Here is a 24,885-nt window from a genome sequence, read left to right on the forward strand (position 1 = left end):
CTATGGTGTCCAAATCGTATAAGCGGACGGGGTTGGTAGCTTCGCTCCTCCTTTTCGCGGCGGTGTCTGCTTGCTCGGAGGGGGAGCGAGGGATCGCGGAACCTCAACAGTCCTCGGTAAGTGTGTCAGGGGAAGCAAGCGAGGCGGCTTCAACTTCTTCGGGTCCGGCAAGCTTGTCGATTGATCCATGTGAGCTTCTTACAGCGGACGACTTGGCTGAAGTTGGCGAGTTTGAGAAGGAATACATGGAAGGTGGCGGGGCTCGTTCATGTCGCTGGCAGGAGACGTTCGAAAGCGGTGGGAATGGGTTCACTTTTGGTCTCAGTGTTCGCGATGCACAGGGCATTGACACGGTGAAAGACATCGGCAATGGGCTAAAGCAAGACGAAGTTAATCAGCGTCCTACGGTGTCGACGCAAGATCCGATGTCTGGAGACTGCACCCTCGCTTTGAAACTAAGTGATTCCTCGCGGGTCGATGTGACGGTGTTGGGTGAAGGCGGCTGTGAGATCGCCGAGGTGATTGCGGGCATGGTCGAGCCTCGGTTGCCTGAGCTTCCGTGAGGTGAGCGGTCGTGGCGGCTATCCGGCCGCTTCGTCGTCGTAGCCCGGTAGGTCGTACACCTGCGCTACTGCGGTTTCGATGTCGTGGGTGTGCAGGCCTGCGTGTTCGGCGATGGTGAAGCCGAGTTCGAGTAGGCGGAAGGCGATGGCTCGTAGGGCTGGGGTGGCGTTGGGGTGTCCGGCGTCTTGGTGGTGGTAGAGCCCTTCGGTTGTTGACGGAGGCGGAGCGGGTGGCGCTTGGCTCAATCGCGCTCCGGGGTGATGGCCCGGTGGATACACTCCGCAGCCGAACGGTTCCGCGACGTCGGCTTTTGGGGGTAAGTCATGTCTGATCCCATGGAGGTTGCTGGGAGCGCTGGCTCCGGGTGAGGCGCTGTCCAAGATGGTGGCGGCGATGGACAGGTCGATGGGCACCGAGGCGATGGAGAAGGCGACCCGCTCGGCGGATCAGATGGTCGCCTCGGCGAAGTTAAGAGCGTGTCTCGTTTGGATCTTGGTTGGGTTGCGGGCATGATCTTGGTTCGTGGTTGATGAGTTGTCGCGGCGGTTGGTGCCTGATGAGCTGTGGGCACTGGTCGAACCGCTGGTCCCTGCGCATCAGGTTCGTCCGCAGGGAGGCGGACGGTCGCGCGTGGATGATCGTGCTGTGTTCACCGCGATCGTGTTCGTGCTGACAAGCGGGTGCGCTTGGCGACACCTGCCACCCAGCTTCGGAGTGAAGGTCCCGACCGCGCATCGTCGCTTCACCGAGTGGACGAAAGCCGGATTATGGCGCAGGTTGCATCGCGCGGTACTCGATGAACTCGGCAGCCAGGGAATGATCGACTGGTCCCGCGCGGTCCTGGACGGAGCCTCCGTCAGGGCCAAAAGGGGGGATCTCTGACCGGTCCCAGTCCTGTGGACCGCGGGAAACCCGGCTCGAAGATCCATGCACTGTCCGACCGGGCGGGACTGCCGCTGGCGGTCGCGATCTCGGCCGCGAACACCAACGACGCGCACGCCCTCAAACCGCTGATTCTGGCCATCCCCGCCGTGAAATCCCGGCGGGGGCCCCACTGGCGCAAGCCGGACAAGCTCCACGCCGACAAAGCCTACGACCAGGCCGAACTCCGAGACTGGGTACGCAAGCAAGGAATCACCGTGCGCATCGCCCGCAAAGGCATCGAATCCAGCCAGAAACTCGGCAAGCACCGCTGGGTCATCGAACGATGTATCGCGTGGCTGTTCGGATACCGACGATTGACCATACGCTACGAGCGCTACGCCAACCACTTCTGCGCCTTCCTCACTCTCGCCGCAGCCCTCACCTGCTTCAAGAAACTCGCGAAATGAGACATGCTCTAAACGGCTTCAAAGTGACGAAGGAAGCCGCCGACCCGATCATCAAAGTGTTGGAGAATTACATCAACGAGATCGGAATTATGCGGCATAAATTGCGAGCTTTTGACCAGAAGCCTCCCCTTGGGGATCACGCTTACGGTAAGAAGGTCGCTGAGCATATGTGGGAGGCGGCGAACGGTGAACGTTCTGCTCGTGAGGCGCTGATTTCACTTGGAATAGTCTTGGAGAAAAGCCGAGAAGCGCTGCTTAGGGCGTCGAACCAGTATCAGGAGCAGGAAGAGTCAGTGCAAGACCGTCTCCGTGGTTTGGGTGTTGAAGGATCATGACTTCTAAGGTTGTTATGCGCATGGCTGTGGCTGGCGCGATCCTGTTGTTGCCGACGATTTCTGGTTGTGCGACGACAGAGAGCGGTTTTGCGAATTCGCAGACCTCATCGAATGTCTCCTTGGGAGAGACGCAAACTACGGTGTCTTCGTCTGCGAAGCCGAGCAGCTCCTCGATCGATCCCTGTGAGTTGGTTTCGGCGGAGGACTTGGCTGACGTTGGCGAGTTCGAGACGGAGTACCAGGAAGGAGGTGGTTCTCGGTACTGCGTGTGGCAGGAGGGTTTTGAATCCGGTGGGAATGGCTTTAGTTTCTCTGTCGGTGTGCGGGATTCTCAGGGCATTGACGCGGTGAGGGACATTGGTGGCGGAGTTGATCCGACTGAGGTGAATCAGCGGCCAGCGGTGAAAACCGAAGACCCGGTGAGCGGTGATTGTATGTTGGCTGTGAAAGTAAGTGATTCCTCTCGGATTGATGTGACGGTCTTGGGGGAAGACGGAGATGGTGATTCATGCGGACTCGCCGAGGTGATCGCTGGCATGGTCGAGCCTCGGTTGCCTGAGCTTCCGTGAGGTGAGCGGTCGTGGCGGCTATCCGGCCGCTTCGTCGTCGTAGCCCGGTAGGTCGTACACCCGCGCTACTGCGGTTTCGATGTCGTGGGTGTGCAGGCCTGCGTGTTCGGCGATGGTGAAGCCGAGTTCGAGTAGGCGGAAGGCGATGGCTCGTAGGGCTGGGGTGGCGTCGGGGTGTCCGGCGTCTTGGTGGTGGTAGAGCCCTTCGGTTTCGGTGTCGATGGCTCTGGTGATGCGCAGTAGTGCGGCCGACAGGTCGTGGTGGGCTGGGGGTCGTTGGGCGCGGATCGTCGAGGTCTCGGCCGCGTGGAGGCGGGGGACCTTGACGTCGGGGCAGGTGGCCGCCGCTAGGAGGATGGCCGCTCGTTCGATGTCGCGTTCGTGGATCAGGACCCGCCTGATGGTCTCGACCTGCTCTCGGGTCGGCGGGACGTAGGTTGCGGTGGTCATCGTCGGTCCTTCTCGCAGAGGCCAGGGATAGCGCGCGGTTCCGGTCATGGCACGGGGTTTGGGGAGTGCGCCAGCATGTGGCGGGCCAGGTCGGCCACGGTCTCGCCGGTGGCCCGCACGGCGCGCGCGTCGTCGGGGGCGGCGTCGGCGAGGTGGGCGAGCGCGCCGATGGTCTGCTGGATGCGCCGTCGCAGCGAGTCGCCTTCGGGGAGGGCGAGGTCGGGGTGGCCTGCGGGGTGGCACGTTTCGAGGATGCCTCGCCCCCGGTCGTGCAGATCCTCCAGCGCGCCGCTCGTGCGCTCGCACATCTCCGCGAGCACCTCTTCCAGGGCCTCCCACTGGCGCACGGGCAACGCCGCCGGTTCGCGGCAGCGCGTCGCCACCACGACACCGTCGATTTCGGCCGCCCGCGCGTGCAGCTCCGCCGCGAGCGCGGAAAGCCGGTCGGCCAGCGCGCACAACCCCTCCGCGGGCAGCTCCCCACCGTCCTGGCGCTGCAGCAACTCCACCACCACCGCGCCCAGATAGCGGTTGAACCGGCCCAACCGCACCAGCAGTTCCCGATCACGTTCGATCACCACCGACTCCCCTCAGAACGTGGGCCGCAGCCGCTTCCGCGTTGCTCCATTCGGCCTTACCGAGCGACCAAGTGGCCTGACGGTAGCCGGAGAGAACCGCCCCACGCAGCGCGTTGGATACGCTCGCGACCGATGCGACGGATGCGACAGTTGGGCCCGTAATTCTTTGTTGCTTCCCGTGTTCCACGGCACTCACCGGCGACGGTATTGGGGCCGGAGATGGCCGCCCACGCAGCTACGTCGCGATACGTCTCGACACGAGTCGCCTGCTGAATCCAGTGCCGGGCGTCTCACCAGGCATCAGTAACAGCACGCTCCGTGACCGCGATCTTTCTTCGCAGGGTTGAGTAGCGGCTGCGTTGCGATGTGGTCGCCGAATTGTCCTGTCCACGCACCTCGCTACTAGCATCGCCGGGGTGCCGGATGGTCGGGGCGAGTAAAGGGGAGCGGCAGACTGTGGCAGTGCGTGGTGCTGACCTGGGTGAGCTGGTGAAGGACCTGCGCAGGCAGGTCACCGTGCTCGAAGACGATTTGCGGGCGCGGGCCCAGGAGGTGTCGGAGTTCCACACCCCGCTGCGCGCCGAGTACGACGAGGCGCGCAAGCGGGAACGCACGGCGGCGACGTGGGAGTCGTGGCTCGACCAGCGGGTGACGCAGGTGGCTGCGGCGTGGGTGCTGGGCACGGTGTTCGTGCGGTTCTGTGAGGACAACGGGCTGATCCAGTGGCCGTTCCTCGCGGGGCCGGGGGAGCGGCTGGCGGACGCGGAGGAGCGGCACGAGGCGTACTTCCGCGAGCACCCGCAGGACAACGACCGCGACTGGATCGTCGCGGCCTTCAATCACCTGGCGGAGGCGCACCCGACGGCGGCGGGACTGTTCGACGCGCGGTTCAACCCGCTGTGGGAGATCACGCCGTCGTTCGAGGCGGCGACGGCGCTGTTGCAGTTCTGGCGGCGGCGCGGCGACGACGGTGAGATCCGCTACGACTTCACCGACCCCGAATGGGACACGCGCTTCCTCGGCGATCTGTACCAGGATCTGTCGGAGCACGCGCGCAAGACGTATGCGCTGCTGCAGACGCCGGAGTTCGTGGAGGAGTTCATCCTCGACCTCACGCTCGAACCGGCCGTCGAGGAATTCGGACTCAAAGGTCTGCGCACGATCGACCCGGCGTGCGGGTCGGGGCACTTCCTGCTGGGGCTGTTCCGGCGGGTGCTGGCGAAGTGGCGGGAGGCGGAGCCGGGCACGGACCAGTGGGAGCTGATCCAGCGCACGCTCGGCTCGGTGCACGGCTGTGACAAGAACCCGTTCGCCGCGTCCATCGCCCGGTTCCGGATGCTGGTGGCGGTGCTGCGCGAGGCGAACGCGATCCGGCTCGACCAGGCGCCGCGGTTTCCGATCAACATCGCGGTCGGCGACTCCCTCATGCACGGCCGGGGCGCGCCCGGCATCCAGGGCGAGCTGTTCGCGCTGGACGAGCCGCACACCTACACCACCGAGGACGTCAACGAGTACGTGCGCTCCTGCGACCTGCTTGGTAAGGGCTCGTACCACGTGGTGGTGGGTAACCCGCCGTACATCACGGTGAAGGACAAACAGGAGAACCAGAACTACCGCGACCGCTATGACGCGTGTTCGGGTAAGTACGCGCTCTCGGTGCCGTTCGCGCAGCGGCTGTTCCAGCTCGCGATCCGCCGCAGTGGTTCCGACCGCGACGCGGGATACGTCGGGCAGATCACCGCGAACTCGTTCATGAAACGCGAGTTCGGGAAGAAGCTGATCGAGGACTTCTTCCGAACGGTGCAGCTCACGCACGTCATCGACACGTCGGGCGCGTACATTCCCGGCCACGGCACGCCCACCGTGATCCTGGTGGGGCGCAATCACGAGTACCGGCAGGACGACCCGGTACGAGCGGTCCTCGGGATTCGTGGCGAGCCGAGCCAGCCCGAAGACCCGGCCAAAGGCCTGGTGTGGTCGGCGATCGTGGAGCAGATCACTCGGCCCGGGAGCGAGTCCGAGTGGATCACTGCTGAGGACGTCGATCGGACTGCGTTTGCTGGGCATCCGTGGAGCCTAAGTGGCGGTGGCGCCGGAGATCTTCAGGATCGCATTCAATCCGGCGGCTCGATGCTTCTGGGAAAATGTTTTGAATCGAGTGGATTTGCTGCAATAACGGGGGTCGATGACGCCTATGTGCTTGCAAGCCCCTTGCCGCGGTGGCGAGAAAATCAAGATGTTCAGCGACGCGTCTATGTTGAAGGAGACCAGGTTCGCGACTGGGCATGTGGTGCGACAGCGAAGGTTGTGTACCCAATCGATCTCAATGTTGATGAGCGTTCCTATATTGAGACTGTTTACTTATGGTCTATGCGGTCTGTGCTAAGGCGAACTATCTACTTCGGGGAGACAAAGGAAGAGCGAGGCTATCATTGGTCTGATTACGCGTTCTTCATGAGGGAGCGTCTTAAAAGTCGGCTACTGATTGCGTTTGCATTCGTTGCAACCCATAATCACTTTACTTTAGACCGGGGCGGGAAAGTGCACAATAAGTCTGCGCCGGTGATTAAGTTGCCGGAGGGGGCTGGTGAGGACGAGCATCTGGAGTTGCTTGGGGTGCTCAACTCATCCACGGCCTGCTTCTGGCTCAAGCAGGTGTGCCACAACAAGGGTGGTCCTGGAGGGGGCTACTCGAAAGGTGAGAAGTGGCGAGACTTCTACGAGTTCACCGGCACCAAGCTTCAGGAATTCCCTCTTCCCGCCGTTCTGCCGTTGGAGCTGGGCCGGGCATTGGACTCGCTGGCCCAGGACCTCGCCGCGCAGGAGCCGTCGGCCATCGCCGAGGCGGCCACGCCGACTCGCGAGCGGCTTGACGCTGCCCGCGCTGAGCACGCCCGCATCCGGGGACGGATGATCGCGCTGCAGGAAGAGCTCGACTGGACCGTCTACCACTCCTACGGCCTGCTCGACGACACCGAACGCGCCCAGCTCACCGCGCCCGACCTCGACACCGTGCCGGAAATTCGGCTCGGCGAGCGGGCCTTCGAGATCGTGCTCACCCGTAGGATGAGAGCAGGTTTGGAAGAGACGAGGTGGTTCACAGACTTTGGTGGACAACCTCAAACCGAGGTTCCCGAGCACTGGCCCGAGTGGTACCGGCAGCTCGTCCAGGCACGCATTGATGTCATCGAGAAGCGGCGTGACATCGCGCTGATCGAGCAGCCCAACTGCAAGCGTCCATGGGAATCCGAAACCTGGGAGCGCAAAGAAGCCGACGCGTTGCGCACGTGGCTGCTCGACCGGTGTGAGCGGCGAGACCTGTGGTTCGGGCTGCGTGACGGCTTCGAACAACCCCGCACCCTCACCGTCCACCAGCTTGCCGACGCCTTCCGCGATGACGCCGACATGCACGCCGTCGCCGCCCTCTATGCCAACGACCACCTCGGCAAACCCGACCTGCCACTGGCGAAGGTGCTGGAAACCATCCTCACCGACCAACACGTCCCCTACCTCGCCGCCCTGCGCTACAAGGACTCAGGCCTGCGCAAACGCGCCCAGTGGGAGCAGGTGTGGGAGAAGCAGCGGGAAGAAGACCGCACGGGCCAGCGGCTCGACATCCCCGTGCCTCCGAAATACACGTCCGCCGACTTCCGCAAAACCAGCTACTGGACCCACCGCGGCAAACTCGACGTCCCCAAGGAGAGGTTCATCTCCTACCCCGACGCCTCACCCGACGCCGACCCCAGCCTGCTGCTCGGCTGGGCCGGCTGGGACCACAAAGACCAAGCCCAAGCCCTGGTCAACCTCATCAACGACCGCACCGCCGACGCCGGGTGGGAAACCGAACGGCTCACCCCGCTCCTCGCCGGCCTGGCCGAAGTGATGCCCTGGGTGCGGCAGTGGCACGGCGAATACGACGAGGAATGGGAAGGCGTGCCCGCCGACGAATACCAAGCCTTCCTCGACGAACAACGCACCAAACACCAGCTCACCGAAGACGACCTCAAAAACTGGCGACCCGCCCCCACCCGTCGGGGCCGCCGCGGCACAGCGAAGGAAACCCAGCAGTGAGCACGAACGAGGTGTACCTGCGCGACGTCCTCGACATCCCCGAATCCGTCCACGCCGGGGACTTCAAAGTCGAACTCACCGGAGGCTTCACCCAAGTCGAAGCCCGCGTCGCCGAATACGTCGTCACCGACCAACTCCGGCAAGCCTTCGACAAAGCCCTGTCCATCGTGCGCGCCGCCGTGCGCGACGGCACCTCGCACGCCGCCTACCTGCACGGCTCGTTCGGCTCCGGTAAAAGCCACTTCCTCACCGTGCTGCACGCCGTGCTCAACAACCACCCCGCGGCACGGGCCAAACCCGGCCTGCAACCCGTCATCGCCGACCACGACGACTGGCTGCGCGGCAAGAAGTTCCTCATGGTGCCCTACCACCTCGTTGGCGCCACCGACCTCGACTCCGCCATCCTCGGCGGCTACGTCAACACCGTCCGCGCCCTGCACCCCGACCAGCCCACCCCGCCCGTGTACCGGGCGGACGCGATGCTCGACGACGCCCGCCGCTACCGCGAAGCCAAAGGCGACGCCGCGTTCGTCGACTGGCTCAGCATCGGCGCCACCACCCCGGTTCCCGCTGGTTCCGGCGTCGACGACGAGGACGACGACGACCTCGACCTCGATCTCGACCTCGGCACGGCAGAGGAAGGCGCGGACACCGGGGACACCGGGTGGACCGGCGAGCAGCTCGACCGCGCGTTCACCGCGCCCGCCGGTGACCCCGTGCGCGACCGGCTCGTGCAAGCCCTGCTGTCCGGGCCCATGTCCTCCTACGTTCGCGGAGCCAGCGGCGACGCGGAAGCGTTCCTGCCGCTGGAGAACGGGCTGGCGATCATCACCCGCCACGCCCGCGACCTCGGCTACGACGGGCTGATCCTCTTCCTCGACGAGCTGATCCTGTGGTTGCAGGCCCACATGAGCGACCGCCAGTTCGTCAACAACCAGGTCAGCAAACTCGTCAAACTCATCGAATCCGGCGACGCGAGCCGCGTGCTGCCCATCGTGTCGTTCATCTCCCGCCAGCGTGATCTGTCCAAACTCGTCGGCGAGGACGTCACCGGCGCCGAAGTCAAGGAACTCGAACGGCAGGTCGAATACCTCGCAGGGCGGTTCGACACCGTGTCGCTGGAAGACCGCAACCTGCCCGCCATCATCAAAGAGCGCGTCCTCAAACCCCGGCCCGGCGGCCGGGAGATCCTCGACGCCGCGTTCGCCGGCATCGAATCGGCCAAACAGGCCGACCGCGACGTGCTGCTCGACTCGGCCGGAGCCACCGGCGCCGACTGGCAGGACTTCCGCGACGTCTACCCGCTCTCGCCCGCCCTACTCAACGTGCTCGTCGCGCTGTCCGGCGCGCTGCAACGCGAACGCACCGGGCTCAAGCTGTTGCAGGAGATGCTGCGCCGCCGCCGCGACGACATGAAGGTCGGCGAACTCATCCCCCTCGGTGACCTGTGGGACGTGCTCGCCGACGGCGCGGGTGAAGCCTTCACCGACCGGCTGCGGCGCGAAGCCGAAGCCGCCCAGCGCTTCTACGCCAAGGCCCGCGCCTGGCTCGTCGACCGCCACGGCGAACACACCCAGCAGTTCCGCGCCACCGACCGGCTCGTCAAAACCCTGATCCTCGCCGCGCTCGCCCCGCAGGTGCCCGCGCTGACCCGGCTCACCGGCGGCAGGCTCGCCGCGCTCAACCACGGGTCGCTGCGCGCCCGCACCGTCTCAGCCGGATCGCTGGCCGTCACCCGGCTGCGCGAGCTACAGGCCGAGTTCGGCGAACTGCGCCACGAAGGCGACGAGGACCCCGTGTTCCGGCTGCAACTGTCCGACTTGGACGTCGAGCCGTATCTCGACGCCGTCGGCGAACGCGACACCGTCGGAGCCCGCCGCCTCTGGCTGCGGCAGCAGCTCTGGAGCGAACTCGGCATCAAGTACACCGACGACTTCGTGTGCGAGAAGGAGATCGTCTGGAAGGGCACCCGGCGCACCGCCGAGTTCGTGTTCGCCAACGTGCGCGACGAACACGAGCTGCCCGACGCCCAGTTCCTGCCCAGCACACCCGGCCGCATCCGGTTCGTGCTCGACTACCCGTTCGACGACACCGGCGACTACACGCCCCGCCACGACGCCGAACGCATCCACCGGATGCGCAGGAACGACGTCACCGCCGCCACCGTCGTATGGCTGCCGCACTTCTTCTCCGCGCAGAAGTCCGCCCAGCTCGGCCGCCTACTGAAGATCAACTATCTGCTGGAGCGCGACCGGCTCGACGACTACGCGGGCAACCGCTCCGCCGACGAACGCGTCAAGATCCGCCACCAGCTCGAAGCCCAGCGCGACACCCTGGAAAGCCAGCTCACCGCCTCGCTGCGCCAGCTCTACGGCATCGCGGGCGGCGACGACACCACCATCGGCGCACCCGTCGGCGAGGACGGGCACGTGATGTCGCTGCACCCCGGCCACCAGCCCCGGCTCGCCGGAGGCGCCGGCTTCCAGTACAACGCGCTGGCCCTCGCCGACAGCCTGTTCGACACGCTGTATCCGAAACACCCGAACTTCGACCCCAACGGCAACCGCAAGGCCGTCACCCCAGGGGAACTGCGCACCGTCTACGACTGGATCACCAAGGCCATGGAGGACGGCAGCCGCCGCGTGGTGGTCGACCGCAACCACCTCGCCCTCGTGCGCCGCATCGTGCATCCCCTGGAACTCGGCGAGGTCAGCGACGGGCCGCTCAACGTCTCCACCGAATGGCGGCGCCGCATCGAGCAGGCCGCCACCCAGCGCGGCGTGACCGGCGACCTGCGCGTGGAGGACATCCGCTCGTGGATCACCGAGGCCGGCTACACCGGGCTCGACAAGCTCGTGGTGAACCTGATCATCGCCACCTACGCGCTGCTGGCCGACCGCACCTGGACCCTGCACGGCTCCGTGCTGCGGCAACCGCCCGAGTTGGACAAGATCGGGCCCGGCCACGCGCTGCGCGCCCAGCGACTGCCCGAGGCCGCCGAGTTCGCCACCGCCCGCGAACGGGCCGCCGCGCTGTTCGGCGTCGTCGTGCCCGACACGCGGTTCGCCCGCAACATCAACCGGCTCGCCGAGGGCGTGCGCGCCAAGGTCGCCGAACTCGAAACGCCCGTCAACGGCGTGCGGCGGATGCTGGACCGGCACGCCGACGCGCTCGGCCTCGCGGGCAGGCCCGACGCGCGCCGGGTCGTGGCCACCCGCGACGCCGCCGACCTGCTCGCCGCGCTGTCCGCCGCCGCGGACGACACCGACCTCGTCAACCGGCTCGCGCGGGCGAGCTACGACACCGTCGACACCGTGCTCGCCACCACCATGACGGCCGCGCCCAAGCTGGCCGACGCGCTGCGCGACGTCGAGTGGTCGCTGGTGTCGTCGGTGCGCGGCTTCGCGGGCCGGGGCGACCTCATCGGCAACCGCGCCGACGCGCTGCTCGACGAACTCGCCCACACCGCCGAGGCCGACGAGTTCACCCGCCCGCTCGCGCCCGTGCTCACCGAACTCGGCTCGAAGGCCGTGGCGCTGGTCAGCGAAGCCGCCCGGCTCGCCGCCGTGGTCAACCCCGGCCCCTCCCCGGAGAAGACGCCGGAACCGGTCCCCGAGAAGACCGGAGAGCGGCCGAGCCCGCCGGACGGGCAGGCCGGTGCCGACACGGTGAGTCTCACCGACAACGGACAACCCGCCGTCAGCAGGCGGGAACCCGCACCGCGCCGGGCACCGCGACGGGTGCGGGCCGGGGCCGCGGAGGGTGAACTCGCCGCGCTGCTCGACGGAGTGCGCGCCGAGATCCGCGACTACGCCCGCGAACACCCCGGGGCGGAGATCGAGGTCGTGTGGCGGACGGTCGGCGGAGAGGACAGCGCGGGATGAGCGCACCGCCCGAGGTCGACCGGCGGATGCTGGAGGCGCTGGTCGAACACTGGCTGCCCGAGGCGAACGGGCGGCGGCTCCTGCTCGTCCACGGCCGCTACGCCGACGGCGGCGATCGGGAGTTCGGCATCCGGACGAAGGAATGCCGCTGCCGCGTCCACGTCGCCGACCGGCACTCCCTGCTGGGGGTGCTGGAGGCCTGGCAGGACCACCAGCGTGAGCACGGCTCCGAGACCGACACAGCCGACACACTGCTGGTCGTGACCACCGGCGTCGAGGACCACCAGTTCGGCTGGGACCTGCTCGCCTACGCCGTGCAGCGGCGGGTGCTGTCGGTGGACCGGGCGCAGATCATCGCCCAGCGGTTCGGCGCACGGGACGTCGACCCGCGCATCCGCCGGGAGCACTGGCTCGTCGACGCCCTGCTGGACGCCGAACCGGTCGAAGGCTGGCCCCGCACCGGCTCGGTGCTCACCCGCGACCGGGCCATTCACGCCCTGATCGGCGTGCGGCTCGGACGCGCCGCGCTCGGCGAGGACGCCGTGGACATCGGCACGCTGCTCGACTTCTCCCTCGATGTCGCGGGCACCACCCGGTTCGCCGCGTTGCCCGCAGCCGAACGCGACGGGCTGACCGACTGGCTCACCCACACCGTCGGCGACGCCGCCGGGCTGCTGCTGCGCCTGGCCGCCGAAGGACGGGCGGCCGACGCCATGCCGCTCGGCATCGTCGGCACCGCCGCCGTCGGGGAGAACGCCTCCCCAGCGGCGGCCCTGGCCTTCGGCGGACTGCTGGGCGGGGTGCGGCCGGAGCAGCTCGGAGCGTTCACCGAGGCGGTGGAGGGGGCGCTGGAACGCTGGGTCAGCGAAGCCGAGTCCGGCGGCAGGAACAGCGCAGGCGCGCGGGAGAAGGTGCTCGCCGTGACCCGCAGGGCGGAGGAGCTGGCCGCCACGGCGGGGCTGACCGCCGAGCTGGCGGGCAACCGGTTCCTGCCCTCGGCGTTCACCGCGCGGCTGCACGACTTCGCCACCGCGCTCACCGCCGCCCTCGACGGGACGGGGAAGCTGGACGCGGCCGAGGACGCCCTCGGGGCGCTGCGCACCCACCACCTCGCCAGGCTGGCGGGCGAGCGGATGCGGGCGGTGGACATGGCCGTGCGGCTGGCCCGCTGGCTTGAGCACCCCGTGCCCGAACCCACCTCGGTGGCCGACGCGATCCGGCGATACAGCACCGAGTGGGCGTGGGTGGACCGCGCGCTGACCACGCTGTGGGCGGGAGACCCCGCCGGTGATCCGGTGCTGGGCCGGGCGTATCAGGCGGTGTTCCGGGCGGTGCGCGAACGCCGCGCCGCCCTCGACGAGGCGTTCGCCACCCACCTGCCGAGCTGGACCAGGCACGCGAGCATCGACGACCCCGGCGGGTGCCTGCTCATCGAGCGGGTGCTCCACGAGGTGGTGGTGCCGCTGGCACGCCAGAAGGCACCGGTGATCGTGGTGCTCGACGGCATGAGCGGAGCCGTCGCCGCCGACCTCGCCGAGCAACTCACCCAACGCACGTGGCTGGAGGCCTCCCCGAAGGCCAGGCGCATCGCCGCGGTGTCGGCCGTCCCCTCGGTCACCCGGGCCAGCCGCCCCAGCCTGCTCACCGGCACTCTCACCGCGGGCGACCAGACCGTCGAGAAGGACGGGTTCGCCGCGTTCTGGAAGCGCCCCGGCGGTTCCGGGCTGCTGTTCCACAAGGCCGACATCGCGGGCGACGCCGGACACCGGCTGTCCGACCAACTGCTGACGGCGCTCTCCGACGAGTCGAACGTGGTCGGCGTGGTGCTGAACACCATCGACGCCGCCCTCGACCACGGTAGGGAAGGCGACCGCACCGGCTGGCAACCCGGCGACATCACCTACCTGCCGGAACTGCTGGATGCCGCCCGCAACTACGGCCGACCCGTCGTGCTCGTCTCCGACCACGGCCACGTGCTCGACCGGCCCGACGGCACGAAGGTGCCCGTCGACGACGTCGAGTCGGCCCGCTGGCGCGTCGGCGAGCCGGGGGAGGGCGAGCTCGCACTGAGCGGGCCCCGCGTGCTCCTCGGAGGTGGCAGCGTGGTCGTCCCGTGGCGGGAGGACATCCGCTACACCAACCGCAAGGCCGGTTACCACGGTGGTGTGGCCCTCGCGGAGCTGGCCGTGCCGGTGCTGGTGCTGCTGCCCGCCCTGAACACCCTGCCCGACGGCTGGGAGCTGCTGCCCGCCGACCGCGTGGCGCCGACGTGGTGGCAGCGACGCGCCGAACAGCCGTCGCCCCCGCAGGCACAGCCGAAACCGGCCGAACCCTCGGCAACAGCGGCACCGCCCGCCCGCCGCGCGAGGAAGGAGCAGCCCGACGCGCTACCGCTGTTCGGTGTGGACGACCAGAAGGCACGGGACGCCGACGGCGACCGCGCCGAACAGCCATCGCTGGGGCAGCGGGTCGTGGACTCGGAGGTGTACGCGGGGCAGCGCGCGTTCGTGCCCAAGGCACCCGACCGCAGGGTCGTCGCGGCGATCGTCGACGCGCTCGTCGAGGCGGGCAACCGGCTACCGCTGAACACCGTGGCCGAACTCGCGGGCCGCAAGAGCCGAGGGCCCGAGTTCTTCGCCACGATCCTGCAACGACTGCTCAACGTCGACGGCTACCCCGTACTGTCCGTGGACGGTGGGCAGTGGCTGAGCCTGGACACCGACACCCTGTGTCTCCAGTTCGGACTCACCCGGGACTGAGCCGTAGAGCAACGGAGGTGATGTGGTGACCAGCGCGGTCAGCGAGGCCCGGAGGCGGGACGTGATCAACGCGTTACGTCGGGGCACCGTGCCGCAGAGCGGCCTGGACCTGCTCGCGGTGGGTCTCGACCGCTTCGCCACCGCCATGGACGACGACCTCGCCACCGTCGCCCGGGGCGGTGCGGCCTTCCACGCCGTGCGCGGCGAGTACGGGTCGGGCAAGACCTTCTTCGCGCGCTGGCTCGCCGAGCGGGCCAAACGCCGGGGACTGGCCACCTCCGAGATCCAGATCTCCGAGACCGAGACACCGCTGCACCGGCTGGAGACGGTCTACCGACGGCTCACCGAACGGCTGGCCACCGCCACCCACCAGCCCAGCGCCCTGCGCGCCGTCGTCGACTCCTGGCTCTACACCCTCGAAGAACACGTACTGGACGCAGGGGAGGTCGCCGAGGACGACTCGACGGCGTTCGCCGCCGCGGTCGACACCCTCGCCGAACAACGGCTCGCCGACGTGGCGCGCACGACACCCGCGTTCGCCGCCGCGCTGCGCGGCTACCGGCAGGCACTCGCCGACGGTGACACCGCCACCGCCGAAGCCCTCATCGCCTGGCTGGGCGGGCAGAAGTCCGTGGCGGCCTCCGCCCGGCGCGCGGCGGGCGTGCGCGGGGATCTCGACCACTTCGGCGCGCTCGGGTTCCTGCAGGGACTGCTCACCGTGCTGCGTGACTGCGGACACCCCGGACTGCTGCTCGTCCTCGACGAGACGGAAACGCTGCAACGGGTCCGTGGAGACGTACGCGAGAAGGGCCTCAACGCGCTACGTCAGCTCGTCGACGAGATCGACGCGGGCCGCTTCCCCGGACTGTTCCTCGTACTCACCGGCACACCCGCGTTCTTCGACGGGCAGCAGGGCGTGCAGCGGCTCCCACCGCTGGCCCAACGTCTCGCCACCGACTTCTCCACCGACCCGCGCTTCGACTCACCACGGGCGGTGCAGCTCCGGCTGCCCGGCTTCGACCTCGACCGGCTCGGTGAACTCGGCCGCACCGTACGCGACCTGTACGCGGGCACGGCCCGCAACCCCGAGCGCGTACGGGAGGTGGTGGATGACGCCTACCTCGCCACGCTCGCGCGGGCGCTCACCGGCGAACTCGGCGGCAAGGTCGGCGTGGCACCCCGGCTGTTCCTGCGCAAACTCGTCGCCGACGTGCTCGACCGCGTGGACGAGTTCGCCGACTTCGACCCGCGCCGCGACTACGCGCTCACGGTCACCGAAACCGAACTCACCGACGTCGAACGCAACGCCGTGGCGAGTGCCGACGACGTCGACCTGGAACTGCCGTGAGCGAGGCGCTGGACCGCCTGCATCCGGCGGTGGTGCACCACGTGGTCAACACCCTGGGCTGGCGGTCGCTGCGGCCCCTCCAACGGCAGGCGGTCGACCCCGTCATGGACGGGCACGACGCGCTGCTGCTCGCCCCCACGGCGGGCGGAAAGACCGAGGCCGCCTGCTTCCCCGTGCTCTCCGCGATGGAGCGACACGGCTGGACCGGGCTGTCGGTGCTGTACGTGTGTCCGCTCAAGGCACTGCTGAACAACCTGCTGCCCCGGCTGCGCGACTACGCCGCCTGGCTGGGCCGCCGGGTCGAACTGTGGCACGGCGACGTCACGGCCGCCGCGCGGCGACGCATCCTGGCCGACCCGCCGGACGTGCTGCTGACCACGCCGGAATCGGTGGAAGCCATGCTGGTCAGCGCGAACGTCGACCACAAGCGACTGTTCGGCGACCTGCGGGTGATCGTCGTGGACGAGGTGCACGCGTTCGCGAGCGACGACCGGGGCTGGCATCTGCTGGCCGTGCTCGAACGGCTCACCGTGCTCGCGCAGCGGCCCATCCAGCGCATCGGCCTGTCGGCCACGGTCGGCAACCCGGAACACCTGCTGGCCTGGCTGCAGGGGGCAGGAAAGGGCTCCCGCCCTGCGACCGTTGTCGCCCCCGGGGTCGCGGCGACCCCGAACAGGGCACAGGACGGGGACATCGAACTGGACTACGTCGGGTCCGTCGACAACGCCGCCACCGTGATCTCCACATTGCACCGAGGCGAGAAACGGCTCGTGTTCTGCGACTCGCGCCGCCTTGTCGAACAGCTCGGTGCGGCACTGCGCATGCGTGGTGTCACCACGTTCCTGTCCCACGCCTCGCTGTCGGTCGACGAGCGACGCCGTGCCGAGGCGGCCTTCGCCGAGGCCCGTGACTGCGTCATCGTCTCCACGTCCACGTTGGAGCTCGGCATCGACGTCGGCGATCTCGACCGGGTCATCCAGCTCGACGCGCCCACCACCGTGGCGTCGTTCCTGCAACGGCTCGGCCGCACCGGGCGGCGTCCGGGCAGCGTGCGCAACTGCCTGTTCCTCGCACTCTCCCAGCGGGCGCTGTTGTGGGCGGCGGCGCTGCTGGAACTGTGGGGCCGTGGCTACGTGGAACCCGTCGAAGCCCCGCCGGAACCGCGACACATCGTCGCCCAGCAGGTGCTGGCACTGTGCCTGCAGGAGCACACCGTGGGCAGCCGGTTGTGGACTGGGGCGTGGAACGGGCTCGCGCCGTTTCACAGCGGTGCGGAACCCATGGTGCGGCACCTGATCGAGCAAGGCTATCTCGACCGGGACGGCGAGCTGCTGTTCATCGGTCCGGAAGCCGAACGCCGGTTCGGACGCCGGAACTTCATGGACATGACGGCCGTGTTCACCGCACCACCGCAGTTCACCGTGCTGGCCGGACGCCAGGAGATCGGACAGACCGATCCGGCGCTGCTGACAGAACGGGTGGAAGGCCCCCGCGTACTGCTACTCGGCGGCCGGAGTTGGAAAGTGACATGGATCGACTGGAAGCGTCGACGGTGCTTCGTGGAGGAGACCGACCTGCGTGGCAAGGCGCGCTGGCACTCACCCGGCACGGAGGGCCGAGGCCACGCTCTCGCGCGCGCGGCCCGCGATGTGCTGCTAGGCGCCACCCCACGGGTGAAGCTGACACAACGCGCGACGCGGACACTGGCGGCACTGCGGGAGGAATGGGGCCCGACCGTCGCCCTCGACGGGCTGGTGGTGACCCGGACCGGAGGCGCGGAGGCGGATGTGCGCTGGTGGACCTGGGCGGGGCGCAAGGCCAACGCCACGCTCGCGGCCTCCCTGGGAGCGGTGGTCGACGGGCGGTTCGACGACCTGTCGATCCGGCTGCGTGACGATCTCACCCCCCGGATGTGGCGGGCGGCCACCGCGGGTGTCCCGGACCGGTTGTGTCTCCCGGAGGTCGACGAGCGGGCCCTCGCCGGGCTGAAGTTCAGCGCCGCGCTTCCGCCCCGGCTGGCCACGGCGACCCTGGCCGCGCGCCTGGCCGACTTCGACGCGGCGGCACAGGTGCTCGCCGAGCCCGTGCGGTTCACCGTCCTCGGCTGAGCGGCCGGGTGCTCAGAACTCCCACTTCCAGCCGGAGTCCGGGACGCGCGGCGAGGTGAGGACGAGCGCGCCGGAGTCGAACGTCGCGTCGAGGTCGATGTCGAGGGTGTACTTCTCGTTGGTCTCGAACTCGGTGCCGAGCAGACCCGAGCCGCAGGAGGTGTTGGTCTGGGCAGGCGAGACGTATCCGCTGTCGCGCTCGACCGCGAAGCTGTCACCGAGGAAGAGGCCTTCGAGTTGGTTGACGTAGTACGGGTCGCTGCCGGTCGTGACGTCCACGCGGATGCGGAGGCTGGCGTCCCCGTAGTTGCAGGCGGGAGGCTGCCCCGGCTCCGCCACGGTGAACACCACCCCCTCCTGCCCCTCGGAGCCGTCCACAGGGCCGAGGGCGGCGGGCTCGCCGAACTTCATGGAGTGGTACACGCCTTCGGTCAGCGTGGCCGGTCCGTCGTCGGAGGAGCACGCGGCGAGCAGGGCGAGACCGGCCGCGACGGCAGCCGATCGGGACAGACGTTTCATTGTTGATGATCTCCCTTCCCGGGAGGTGTCCGATTCGCCGCCGCTGTCGTTATCCCGTGCCCTCCGGACGATGCGAGGTTGTTGTCTCTCCGTGATCGACCCCCGTGCCGAGGCCGTGTTGGCGGGACGCTAGTCTCACCCGCGCCTGTGGGCTTCGGGCTTGACACGCTCGGTAGCGTCCATCTGGCGACGTTCACACTGCATGGTGAGCGCCTGCGCTGATCAGTCGAATGGACCATGGTGGGAGGCACCCCGGTGCGCAACCCAGACAGGACGTCGTTTCGCCCGTCCGTGCGCGCGCTTCGTGACTCGGCTGCCGTCGTCGGTCTGGCGGTCATCACGCTGTTCGCGGGCCAGGGTACGGCCGCGGCGGTGCAGGCGGAGCCGAACGCGATGACGTTCGGGCTGCTCGGCCCGGTGGGTCTCGTCGCCGTGGTGCTCGGCGTGTTGGGTATGGCGGCCGGTGCGTTGCGTCAGCGACGGAAGAGCCGGCTCGCGGCGGCCGCGGAGTCGAAGTCGGCCGCCACGTCGGTCGAGGCGCGCCGCGAGGCTTCCGCCGTCTCCACCGGCGCCGCCGCGGACTGACGCGGTGCCGGTGATCTTTGCAAGATCCTGACGCGTCAGCGCAGGTAGCGGCCTTGTCGGCCCGCGAATTTCGCAAGTTTCTGCAAGTTTCTTGACATTGTCGACGCGGTTCCGCTCTCATGTCCGAGCCACCGGTGGTTCCGGCACATCACACGAGCGCGGAGGTTCGACGATGTTCCAACGTGTGTTCGGTGTGATCGCACTGGTGGCGGGGCTGGTCGCCGCGCCCCTGACGGTCACGCCCTCTGCTGACGCCGCCCCACCCGGCGACCGTGACGTCATCGCGACGTTGTTCCAGTGGAACTGGAACAGTGTCGCCACCGCCTGCCGTGACCAGCTCGGCCCCGCGGGCTACGGCGCCGTCCAGGTGTCCCCGCCCTCGGAGCACATCGTGCTCGCTGAGGCGGGTTATCCCTGGTGGCAGGACTACCAGCCCGTCTCCTACGGCATCGACTCCACCCGGCGCGGCACGCGAGCCGAGTTCGCCGACATGGTGCGGACCTGCCACGACGCCGGCATCGCGGTCTACGTCGACGCGGTGGTCAACCACATGACCGGGCAGGAGGAGTGCGGCATCGGCAGTGCGGGCTCGGAGTACTGCCACTACTCCTACCCCGCGGCGGGATACGACTACGACGACTTCCACCACTGCGGTCGCAACGGCAACGACGACATCGTGAACTACCGCGACCGCTACGAGGTGCAGAACTGCGAGCTGGTCAACCTCGCCGACCTTGACACCGGTTCCGACCACGTCCGCGACCGGATCGGCGCCTACCTCAACGACCTGCTTGCGCTCGGTGTGGACGGATTCCGCATCGACGCGGCCAAGCACATGCCCGCCGAGGACGTCGCCGCGCTGGTGAGCAGGCTCGACCGCCCCGCCTACGTCTACCAGGAGGTGCTCTACGGCGACGGTGAGCCCATCACGCCGGAGGAGTACCTGGACAACGGCGATGTCTACGACCAGCGCTACGCCCGCGACCTGGCGAAGATCTTCAACTCCGAGAAGCTGGCGTACCTGCGCGACTTCGGTACCGCCGTGCCGTCGGAACAGGTGATCGTCTTCGTCGACAACCACGACAGCCAGCGCGGCGGCGAGACCATGAGCTACCGCGACGGCGCGCGTTACGCGTTGGCCAACGTCTTCATGCTGGCCTGGCCCGTGGGGACGCCGAAGGTGATGAGCAGCTACACCTTCGACGACTACGACGCCGGTCCGCCGAGCGACGCGGCCGGGAACACGGTCGACGCCGACTGCGGTTCGTCGGCGTGGCAGTGCGAGCACGACTGGCAGCCCATCCGCAACATGGTCGCCTTCCACAACAAGGTGCGCGGCGAACCGGTGGTGCAGTGGTGGGACAACGGCAACGACCTCATCGCCTTCGGCCGGGGTTCCAAGGGCTACGTGGTCATCAACGACGAGTCGTCGGCGGCGACCGGGCGTTCCTTCCAGACGGCGCTTCCCGAGGGTACGTACTGCGACGTGTTGCACGGCGACGTGGTCGACGGCGAGTGCACCGGGCCCAGCTACACAGTGAACGCCGACGGCTGGTTCAGTGCCGACGTCGGTGCCCACGACGGCGTGGCACTCCACCTCGGGGCCCGAATCGACTAGTCACACTCGACAGACCCTCGACACCGTGTCCGCAGTTCCCGTACGCGTGTTCGCATCCTGCGACGCGGACACGCGTGCACAGACTGCGGACACGCGTGCACAGACTGCGGACACACCGGGGGTCGGTTAGCTTCTGTGCGTGGGTGAGGCCAAGGCGGACGAGGACAAGCTGCTGTTCAGGTTGCGGAGGAAGTACCCGTGGCTCGACCACGTCGTCAGAGCCAACGACGCGTTCACCGAGCGCTACGGCAACCACTACGCCGCCGCGATCACGTACTTCTCCGTGCTGTCGTTGGTGCCGCTGCTGATGGTGGGCTTCGCCGTCGCGGGGTTCGTCCTCGCGGGCAACGAGACCGCGATGCGGGAGCTTCGCGAGGGCATCGTGAGTTCCGCTCCCCCCGGGCTCGGTGACCTCTTCGCCTCCATCGTCGGGGCCGCGCTCGAATCGCGGGCCGGTGCCGGGATCCTCGGCTTGCTTTTGGCCCTCTACTCCGGGTTGGGCTGGATGACGAACCTGCGGGACGCCCTCACCGCCCAGTGGGGACAGCGGAAGCGAAAGCTGCCGTTCCTGTCCACCCGGATCAAGGACCTGCTCGCGCTGGTGGGGCTGGGCGCGGCGATCGTCGTGTCGTTCGGACTCACCGCCGTCGGCGGCGGGGTGGGCAGGTTCCTGCTCGGCTTCGTGGGGCTGGAGGACGAGGGCTGGGCCCAGTTCCTGTTGCGGTTGGCCACGATCGTGTTGTCGTTGGCCGCCAACGTGCTCGTCTTCCTGTGGGTGCTGTCGCAACTGCCGAGGGAGCGGGTGGCGGCGCGCAGTGCCGTGCGGGGCGCGGTGATCGCCGCGGTGGGTTTCGAAGTGCTCAAGCAGGTGGGGGGCATCTACCTCACCAGCGTCACCAGCTCGCCCAGCGGGGCGCTGTTCGGCCCCATCATCGGTCTGCTGGTGTTCGCCAACCTGGTGGCTCGTTTCCTGTTGTTCGTCACCGCCTGGATGGCGACGGCGAAGGAGAACGCCGTCCGGGAGGTGGAACCGCCCGCGCCCACCGTGATCCGGCCGACCGTCGAGGTGCGTCGCGGCGGACCTCGGATGGTGGCGGGCGCGTTCGGCATCGGGGCGCTGCTCGGCTGGTTTTCCAAGCGGCGACCTTGATGCTCGCCTGACATATGCTCGCCCTCGGACGAAGGGGTGAGTGTGAGCGCGACGACGACCAAGCCGCGTGGTGCGGCGTTACCTCGGGAGATCTGGGTTCTCGTCGGGGCGAGTTTTCTCATCGCCATCGGTTACGGGATCGTCGGTCCCGCATTGCCCAGCTATGCCACCAGTTTCGACGTGGGGGTCACGGCGGCGTCGGTGGTGGTGAGTGCCTTCGCGTTCGTGCGCCTGCTGTTCGCGCCGATGAGCGGCCGGTTGGTGACCCGCTTCGGCGAGCGCCCGATCTACCTGTGGGGCGTGTCGATCGTGGCGGTGGGCACGCTGGCGTGCGCGGCGGCCACGGACTACTGGCAACTGCTGCTGTTCCGCTCCGCCAGCGGGGTGGGCTCCACGATGTTCACGGTGTCGGCGATCGGGTTGCTGATCCGCATCTCGCCGCCGGAAGCGCGGGGCAGGGCATCGAGCCTGTGGGGATCGAGCTTCCTGCTGGGCGGCATCGCCGGGCCGGTCGTGGGCAGTGCCCTGGTGACGGTGTCGCTGCGGATGCCGTTCCTCGTCTACGGCATTGCGTTGGTGCTCACGACGTTGCTGGTGTGGTGGCAACTCCGGCACTCCGAGCTGGTGGCCCGGCCGCGGGAGGAGGACGCCCCCGAGCTGACGTTCCGCCGGGCGATCCGCCACCCGTCGTACCGGGCGGCGCTCGCGTCGAACCTGGCCAACGGCTGGGTCGTGTTCGGCGTTCGCATGTCGCTGCTCCCGCTGTTCGTGACCGCCGTGCTGGCGAGGGACGAGGCGTTCACCGGCATCGCGCTCGCCGTGTTCGCCGCGGTGAACGCGCTCGCGTTGTTGTTCGTGGGCAAGCTCACCGACAAGCGGGGGCGCAAGCCGCCCGCGTTGGCTGGGCTGGCGTTGCTCGCGGTCGGTGTGGTGGGCATCGGGTTCGTGAGCGACCCGTGGCTGTTCCTGGTGGCCGTCTCGGTGGCCGGTCTGGGGGCCGGGGCGTTGAACCCGGCGCAGAACGCCGCCGTCGCCGACGTGCTCGGCTCCAAGGCCCGTGGCGGCTCGGTGCTGGCGGGCTTCCAGATGGCCGCCGACGTGGGCGCCGTTGTGGGCCCGCTCGTGGCGGGGGCCGTGGCCGAGCGGTGGTCGTACGCGGCGGCGTTCGGGCTCACCGGTGCGGTCGCGGTCGTGGCCTTGCTGCTGTGGTTCGGCGCGCGGGAGACGCTGCCCGCCGAGAAGTGACGTCAGTCCGGGCGGCGTAGCAGACCCTTGCGGTGGGCCACCAGCAGCCCGGCGAGCACGACCAGCGTCACGAGCAACGTCACGATCCAGCCCATGGTGCCGAACGAGTCGTCCCGTCCCGCGTTTGCCACGCCGGCGGAGGCGAGGTCCTCTTCTGCGGGTTCGTCCTCGGGCGAGTCGAGTGGGGAGCTGGCGACGGTGCCCACCGCTTTGCTGCCGGACGCGGCGAGGGCGAACCCGTAGTCGAGCAGCGCGGCGGCCTGCTCGGCCACACGGACGGGTTTCTGCTCGGCCCGCAGCAGCACCACGGCGAGCCGCTTGCCGTCGCGTTCGGCGGCTCCCGCGTAGGTGTGGCGGGCGTCGTCGGTGAACCCGGTCTTGCCGCCGATGAAGCCCTCGTAGGTGTTCCACAGCGGGTTGTCGTTGTAGACGGGGAAGTCGGGTTCGCCCGGTCCGCCGGGGAACCGGATCTCCCTGGTGCCCACGGCCTTGGCGTACTCGGGCTGCTGCATGGCGTGGCGGAACACCAGGCTCATGTCGTAGGCCGACGTCATCATGCCGGGGCCGTCGAGCCCCGACGGCGTCGCGGCGCGGGTGTCGGCGGCACCGAGCCACTCGGCGAGCTGGTTCATCTTCTCCACCGCCACGTCGACCCCGCCGAGCGCGGTGGCCAGCACGTGGGCGACGTCGTTGCCCGAACGCATGAGCAACGCGTTCACGAGTTCGTCGACCCGGTACTTGCCGCCTTCCACGATGCCCACGCAGGTGCATTCCTGGTTGGCGTCCTCCTTCGTAGCCACCACGACGCTGTCGGGGCGCAGTTCCTCCAGCGCCACGATCGCGAGCAGGGTCTTGATGAGGGAGGCGGGCCGGTGGCGTGCGTGCGGGTCCTTGGCGGCGAGCACGTCGCCGGTGTCGAGGTCCTGGACGAGCCACGCGGCGGCGGTGATGTTCTCCGGGGGTTCGGGGCTGCCGGGAGGCAGGACGAGGCCGCACTCCGCCATGCGCGGGCCTCCCGCCGGGGTCTCGGGCACGGGCAGCGGAGTGGGGGAGGACTCGCCGGGAGGCGGCTTCTCGGAGGTGTCGACGGGGGAGGGCGGCAGGGTGCGGTTGGGACAGTCCGCGGACGGCGGCTGCTCCCGCGCCTCGCTCGGCGGGGTCGCGACGAGGGCGACGAGGCTCGTCAAAACGGCCGTGACCAACACGGCGAGAGTTGTCCGAATCCGAGTGGTGCTGAGCACTCGTGCAGGCTAGCGGCGTTGTGGTGAGGGGGACCGCCGACATGCGGATGTCTTGCCCAGCGGCGCCGTTTCCGGCGGCGTTCGGAGGCCTGGTCCTACGCCGTCCGGATGACGACCGTTCGTGGCCTTCGGGCTAGCGCCGACATCCGAAACGCCGATGGTTCGTGCGTCGCTTCGGCCCTGGTCACCTTCGTCCTCGGAAGCACCGTCGAGCGGCGTGAACGCCGACGCGGCCGCGGGCACCAGCGGGAATTCCGTGCACGAACAGTGATGTCCCAACTATCCGAAAGTTTCGAAACTTTCTTCGTGTGTCGAATTCATCAGATGTCTCACGGTTCCGTACTCACTGGTTTTTCCTGGTGAACCGAGGGTGATCATCCTTGAAGCTTCGAAAACTTTCGGAAAATTGGGTGTTGACCAATGTTGTGATCGTTGTCATACTTCCGTGCTGTCGTCGCCTGGCGCGGTGTCTTGATCGCGGAGGGTAACGACCGCGATGGGGCGGGCGCCTTCGCGACGTCGCCATGTCC

18 protein-coding genes are annotated in these 24,885 nt (G+C 68.3%); 13 read left to right on the forward strand and 5 right to left on the reverse strand.

Features of this window, described 5'->3' with window-relative positions:
• Positions 1 to 2: 2 nt before the first annotated feature.
• On the forward strand, positions 3 to 563 hold the full coding sequence (locus SACGLDRAFT_RS21710) for a DUF3558 domain-containing protein (protein ID WP_085978115.1): 561 nt from the start codon (positions 3 to 5) through the stop codon (positions 561 to 563).
• 18 nt (positions 564 to 581) lie between these two features.
• Here SACGLDRAFT_RS21710 and SACGLDRAFT_RS21715 read toward each other — a convergent pair whose 3' ends face one another.
• Positions 582 to 809: a hypothetical protein gene (locus SACGLDRAFT_RS21715; RefSeq protein WP_232284055.1), complete on the reverse strand. Its 228-nt coding sequence runs from the start codon at positions 807 to 809 to the stop codon at positions 582 to 584.
• Positions 810 to 1,086: 277 nt separating this feature from the next.
• Between SACGLDRAFT_RS21715 and SACGLDRAFT_RS21720 the strand changes: the two genes are divergently transcribed.
• The 3 genes from SACGLDRAFT_RS21720 (at position 1,087) to SACGLDRAFT_RS21730 (ending at position 2,799) form a co-directional block, all read left to right on the forward strand.
• Positions 1,087 to 1,895, forward strand: a protein-coding gene (locus SACGLDRAFT_RS21720) for an IS5 family transposase (RefSeq protein WP_005461565.1) whose coding sequence is annotated in 2 segments (ribosomal slippage) — positions 1,087 to 1,429 and positions 1,429 to 1,895 — 810 coding nt in all. Because the reading frame shifts where the segments join, the coding sequence is not laid out codon by codon here.
• A gap of 23 nt (positions 1,896 to 1,918) precedes the next feature.
• Positions 1,919 to 2,230 (forward strand): hypothetical protein, encoded by a 312-nt coding sequence (locus SACGLDRAFT_RS21725; protein WP_198283523.1) that lies wholly within the window; start codon positions 1,919 to 1,921, stop codon positions 2,228 to 2,230.
• Between the two features lie 20 nt (positions 2,231 to 2,250).
• On the forward strand, positions 2,251 to 2,799 hold the full coding sequence (locus SACGLDRAFT_RS21730; RefSeq protein WP_232284056.1) for a DUF3558 family protein: 549 nt from the start codon (positions 2,251 to 2,253) through the stop codon (positions 2,797 to 2,799).
• 18 nt (positions 2,800 to 2,817) lie between these two features.
• Here the strand turns inward: SACGLDRAFT_RS21730 and SACGLDRAFT_RS02720 are convergent, their stop codons facing one another.
• Positions 2,818 to 3,249: a hypothetical protein gene (locus SACGLDRAFT_RS02720; protein WP_005461567.1), complete on the reverse strand. Its 432-nt coding sequence runs from the start codon at positions 3,247 to 3,249 to the stop codon at positions 2,818 to 2,820.
• A gap of 44 nt (positions 3,250 to 3,293) precedes the next feature.
• A complete protein-coding gene (locus tag SACGLDRAFT_RS02725) occupies positions 3,294 to 3,827 on the reverse strand; it encodes a hypothetical protein (RefSeq protein ID WP_040919527.1) in 534 nt (177 codons plus the stop codon).
• A 423-nt stretch (positions 3,828 to 4,250) separates the two neighbouring features.
• Between SACGLDRAFT_RS02725 and pglX the strand changes: the two genes are divergently transcribed.
• The 5 genes from pglX to SACGLDRAFT_RS02750 are packed head-to-tail and all read left to right on the forward strand — an operon-like array spanning position 4,251 to position 17,997.
• Positions 4,251 to 7,898: a BREX-2 system adenine-specific DNA-methyltransferase PglX gene (gene pglX / locus SACGLDRAFT_RS02730; RefSeq protein WP_005461569.1), complete on the forward strand. Its 3,648-nt coding sequence runs from the start codon at positions 4,251 to 4,253 to the stop codon at positions 7,896 to 7,898.
• Entirely contained in the window at positions 7,895 to 11,782 is a 3,888-nt protein-coding gene (locus tag SACGLDRAFT_RS02735) for a hypothetical protein (RefSeq protein WP_005461571.1), read from the forward strand. Before pglX ends, SACGLDRAFT_RS02735 begins: the two co-directional genes overlap by 4 nt.
• Positions 11,779 to 14,541: a BREX-2 system phosphatase PglZ gene (pglZ, locus tag SACGLDRAFT_RS02740; protein WP_005461573.1), complete on the forward strand. Its 2,763-nt coding sequence runs from the start codon at positions 11,779 to 11,781 to the stop codon at positions 14,539 to 14,541. The genes SACGLDRAFT_RS02735 and pglZ overlap by 4 nt, the downstream gene beginning before the upstream one ends.
• A 22-nt stretch (positions 14,542 to 14,563) precedes the next feature.
• Complete coding sequence (gene brxD / locus SACGLDRAFT_RS02745; RefSeq protein WP_005461576.1) at positions 14,564 to 15,889, forward strand: BREX system ATP-binding protein BrxD; 1,326 nt, start codon at positions 14,564 to 14,566, stop codon at positions 15,887 to 15,889.
• Entirely contained in the window at positions 15,886 to 17,997 is a 2,112-nt protein-coding gene (locus SACGLDRAFT_RS02750) for a DEAD/DEAH box helicase (protein WP_005461577.1), read from the forward strand. Before brxD ends, SACGLDRAFT_RS02750 begins: the two co-directional genes overlap by 4 nt.
• Before the next feature lie 12 nt (positions 17,998 to 18,009).
• Here SACGLDRAFT_RS02750 and SACGLDRAFT_RS02755 read toward each other — a convergent pair whose 3' ends face one another.
• On the reverse strand, positions 18,010 to 18,516 hold the full coding sequence (locus tag SACGLDRAFT_RS02755; protein WP_005461578.1) for a hypothetical protein: 507 nt from the start codon (positions 18,514 to 18,516) through the stop codon (positions 18,010 to 18,012).
• 255 nt (positions 18,517 to 18,771) lie between these two features.
• Here SACGLDRAFT_RS02755 and SACGLDRAFT_RS02760 point away from each other — a divergent pair, with 255 nt between their 5' ends.
• From SACGLDRAFT_RS02760 to SACGLDRAFT_RS02775, 4 genes are all read left to right on the forward strand, one after another.
• Positions 18,772 to 19,101 (forward strand): hypothetical protein, encoded by a 330-nt coding sequence (locus SACGLDRAFT_RS02760; protein ID WP_005461579.1) that lies wholly within the window; start codon positions 18,772 to 18,774, stop codon positions 19,099 to 19,101.
• A gap of 172 nt (positions 19,102 to 19,273) precedes the next feature.
• Entirely contained in the window at positions 19,274 to 20,719 is a 1,446-nt protein-coding gene (locus tag SACGLDRAFT_RS02765; RefSeq protein ID WP_005461580.1) for an alpha-amylase, read from the forward strand.
• A gap of 139 nt (positions 20,720 to 20,858) precedes the next feature.
• On the forward strand, positions 20,859 to 21,869 hold the full coding sequence (yhjD, locus tag SACGLDRAFT_RS02770) for an inner membrane protein YhjD (protein ID WP_005461581.1): 1,011 nt from the start codon (positions 20,859 to 20,861) through the stop codon (positions 21,867 to 21,869).
• A gap of 36 nt (positions 21,870 to 21,905) precedes the next feature.
• On the forward strand, positions 21,906 to 23,114 hold the full coding sequence (locus SACGLDRAFT_RS02775; protein WP_005461583.1) for an MFS transporter: 1,209 nt from the start codon (positions 21,906 to 21,908) through the stop codon (positions 23,112 to 23,114).
• Between the two features lie 2 nt (positions 23,115 to 23,116).
• Here the strand turns inward: SACGLDRAFT_RS02775 and SACGLDRAFT_RS02780 are convergent, their stop codons facing one another.
• Complete coding sequence (locus SACGLDRAFT_RS02780; RefSeq protein ID WP_005461587.1) at positions 23,117 to 24,319, reverse strand: D-alanyl-D-alanine carboxypeptidase; 1,203 nt, start codon at positions 24,317 to 24,319, stop codon at positions 23,117 to 23,119.
• Positions 24,320 to 24,885: the final 566 nt, after the last annotated feature.

The organism is Saccharomonospora glauca K62 (genome assembly GCF_000243395.2).
GTDB classification, from domain to species: domain Bacteria; phylum Actinomycetota; class Actinomycetes; order Mycobacteriales; family Pseudonocardiaceae; genus Saccharomonospora; species Saccharomonospora glauca.

Bases quoted from the DNA above. Each gene is read 5' to 3' on its own strand.
- SACGLDRAFT_RS21710 (WP_085978115.1), top strand. From the start codon at position 3: ATGGTGTCCAAATCGTATAAGCGGACGGGGTTGGTAGCTTCGCTCCTC.
- SACGLDRAFT_RS21730 (WP_232284056.1), top strand. From the start codon at position 2,251: ATGGCTGTGGCTGGCGCGATCCTGTTGTTGCCGACGATTTCTGGTTGT.
- SACGLDRAFT_RS02720 (WP_005461567.1), bottom strand. From the start codon at position 3,249: ATGACCACCGCAACCTACGTCCCGCCGACCCGAGAGCAGGTCGAGACC.
- pglX (WP_005461569.1), top strand. From the start codon at position 4,251: ATGGTCGGGGCGAGTAAAGGGGAGCGGCAGACTGTGGCAGTGCGTGGT.
- pglZ (WP_005461573.1), top strand. From the start codon at position 11,779: ATGAGCGCACCGCCCGAGGTCGACCGGCGGATGCTGGAGGCGCTGGTC.
- SACGLDRAFT_RS02755 (WP_005461578.1), bottom strand. From the start codon at position 18,516: ATGAAACGTCTGTCCCGATCGGCTGCCGTCGCGGCCGGTCTCGCCCTG.
- SACGLDRAFT_RS02765 (WP_005461580.1), top strand. From the start codon at position 19,274: ATGTTCCAACGTGTGTTCGGTGTGATCGCACTGGTGGCGGGGCTGGTC.